The following is a 2,798-nucleotide window of genomic DNA, read 5'->3' as shown; positions in this document are numbered from 1 at the left end:
CGATGATCGCGGCCAGGGCGCGCTGCAGCGGACCGGCCGGCTCGCGGTAGCCGTCGCCGGCGGCCAGCGCCGCGGCCAGTTGCGCCGTCACCGCCCGCCGGTCGATCTTTCCCGAGACGGTGTAGGCGATCGCCGAGACCACCTGCACCAGAGGCGGAACCATGTGCTCGGGCAACGACTCGGCCAGTGCGGCCCGCAGCCCTGCCTCGGTCAGGGTCGCGTCATCGGTGCGCACGGTGGCCGCCAGCACTTCGCGCCCACCGGGCTCGGGCAGCGCCACCACCACCGCTTCGGCGACCCCCGGCAGCCGCCGCAGTGCCGCTTCGACCTCGCCGAGCTCGATGCGGTATCCGCTGATCTTGACCCGGTGATCGGCGCGTCCGACGAACTCCAATGTCCCGTCGGGCCGGTAGCGGGCCAGATCACCGGTGCGATACCAGATTCGGCCGTCGTGGGCGACGAACTTCTCGGCGGTCAGATCGGGCCGGCCGCGGTAGCCCGAGGCGAGACCGCGCCCGGCGATCCACAGTTCGCCGGCCACCCAGTCGGGTCGATCAGCCCCGTCGGGACCGACCACCCGGCAGGCCATGTTGGGCAGCGGGGTGCCGTAGGGCACCGACGCCCAGTCCGCCGGGGGCTCGCCGTCGACCTCGCAAACGGTGGCATGAATCGCGGTTTCGGTGGCCCCACCCAGCCCGGCGAAACGCACCCCGGGTGCCGCCGCGGCAAACCGCCGCGCCAGCTCGGGACGCACCCAGTCTCCACCGGTCAGCACCGCGCGCACCGCGGAGAGCTCGCCGCCGGCCGACACCAGCATCTCGCAGGCCCCCGGCATCAGGTTGAGCACGCTGACCCGGTGCTGTCCGACCAGCTGCGCCCAGACCTCGGGGCTGCGCCGGTCGGCTTCGTCGACCATCACGATGGCCCCACCGGCGCGCAGCATCGCGAACACATCGAGCACCGACATGTCGGCGTCCAGGGTCAGCAGCGCCAGACTGCGGTCGTGCGGGCCGAATTCGAAACGCGTGCTGAGGGTTTCGATGGTGTTCATCGCGGCGTCATGGGTGACCTCCACGCCCTTGGGCTCGCCGGTGGAGCCGGAGGTGAAGACCACGTAGGCCAGCTCGCCCGGGTCGGTGCGCACCGGATCGACGGTCCCGGGATGCCTCAGCGCGTCACGCACGGCCACCGCCGGGATCTCCAGCTGCGGCACCGTCTCGCCGACCACCAGGGCCAGTGCGGCGCCGCCCAGCGCCAGGATGCGCTGCCGCCGCTCGGGCGGCTGATCGGCGGCGATCGGCAGATACACCGCTCCGGCGGCCAGGATTCCCAGCAGCGCCGGGATCTGCTCGGCGCACTTGGGCCCCAGCAGTGCCACGGTGTCGCCGCGCCGCCCCCCGCGCTCGCGCAACGCGGCGGCCACCGCCAGCGCCTCATCGCGAAGCCGGCCGTAGCGCAGTTCGGCGGAACCGTGCAGCACCGCGACTGCCTCGGGATTGCGCTGCGCCTGCCGGAAGAAACCGTCCTGCAGGGCTTCTCCGCTCGGCTCGGCGGTACCCGCGTTGGCCTGCTCGCGCACCCGGGCCTGCTCGGCCGGCAACGCCGCCGCCGGCTGCCCCCAGCCGTCGCCGCCGGCGAGCCGGGTCAGGTCGGCGACGTGGTGGGCGAACATGGCGTCGATCACGCCGGGCGCGAACAGCTCCTCGCGCACGTCCCAGTTCACCAGGACGCCGCCGTCGAACTCGGTGACCTGAGCATCCAGCAGCACCTGCGGGCCTTGGGAGATGATCCAGACCGGGCTGCCGAACGCCGCGGTGACCTCATCGGCGAACAACTCCCCCAGCCCCAGGGCGCTGGTGAACACCACGGGCGCCAGCACCTGGGTGCCGCGGTGCCGACTCAGGTCACGCAGCACCGCCAGGCCCGGGTAGTCGGCGTGCGCGGCGGCGGTGCGCATGGCGTCCTGCACCGCGTGCGCCCGCTGCGCGCCGGTGCGGGCCTGGGACAGGTCCACGTCCAGCAGCAGCGACGAGGTGAAGTCGCCGACCAGCCGGTCCACGTCGCTGTGCAGCGGCTCGCGTCCGAACAGCGGCACGTTGAGCAGGAATCGCGCGGTGTCCGACCAGCTGGCCAAGGTGTGGGAGAACGAGGCGGCCAGCGCCATGGCCGGGGTGACGCCGTGCGCGCGGGCCTGGCCGAACAGCGCATCGCGGGTGGCGGGGTCCAGCCAGTGCCAGCGCCGGGTGCTGCGGCGCGGGTTCGCCGGGATGCCTGCCGGCGGCGGCAGCTTGGGCGGGTCGGGCAGGTCCGGGATGCGCTCGGCCCACCACTGGCGGTGGGTGTCGTCGGGTTGCCGGTCGGCGACGGCCTGGCGGTACTGCCGGTAGGTGTAGCCCAGCTCCGGCAACACCTCGCCCCGATAGGCAGCGGCCAGGTCGGCCATCAACGTGCGGTAGCTCATCGCGTCGGCGGCCTGCATGTCCAGATCCACGTGCAGGCGCGCCGTCCCGTCCGGCAGGAGCGAGACCGTCAGCTCGAAGACCGCGCCGTCGAGTTGCTGATGCGATTTCGCCGCGCGGGTCGCCTCCAGCCGCCGGGCCGCTTCGGCGGCGTCCAGCTCGCGCAGATCCTGCACGGCCACGGGCAGTTCGGCGCCGTCGCAGATGTGCTGGGTGCCGTCGGGCGAGAACTGCACGCGCAGCATCGGATGCCGGGCGGCCAGCGCCTGCGCGGCGGCGGCCAACCGGTCGGGGTCGATGCCGGCGCCCGATTGGAATTCCACATACAGGTGCCCGGCC

Annotated in this window: 1 protein-coding gene; it reads right to left on the bottom strand. The window is 73.3% G+C overall.

What is annotated here, in order from left to right:
• Window positions 1-2,798: non-ribosomal peptide synthetase (locus tag LI92_RS20815; protein ID WP_046322296.1), on the bottom strand; the 2,798-nt coding region annotated here is incomplete at both ends.

The sequence above is a fragment of the Mycobacterium sp. UM_Kg1 genome (assembly GCF_000972925.1).
GTDB classification, from domain to species: Bacteria; Actinomycetota; Actinomycetes; order Mycobacteriales; family Mycobacteriaceae; genus Mycobacterium; species Mycobacterium hiberniae.
Note: the sequence above shows the minus strand (reverse complement) of the source record. Positions and strands in the feature narration are given on the sequence as shown.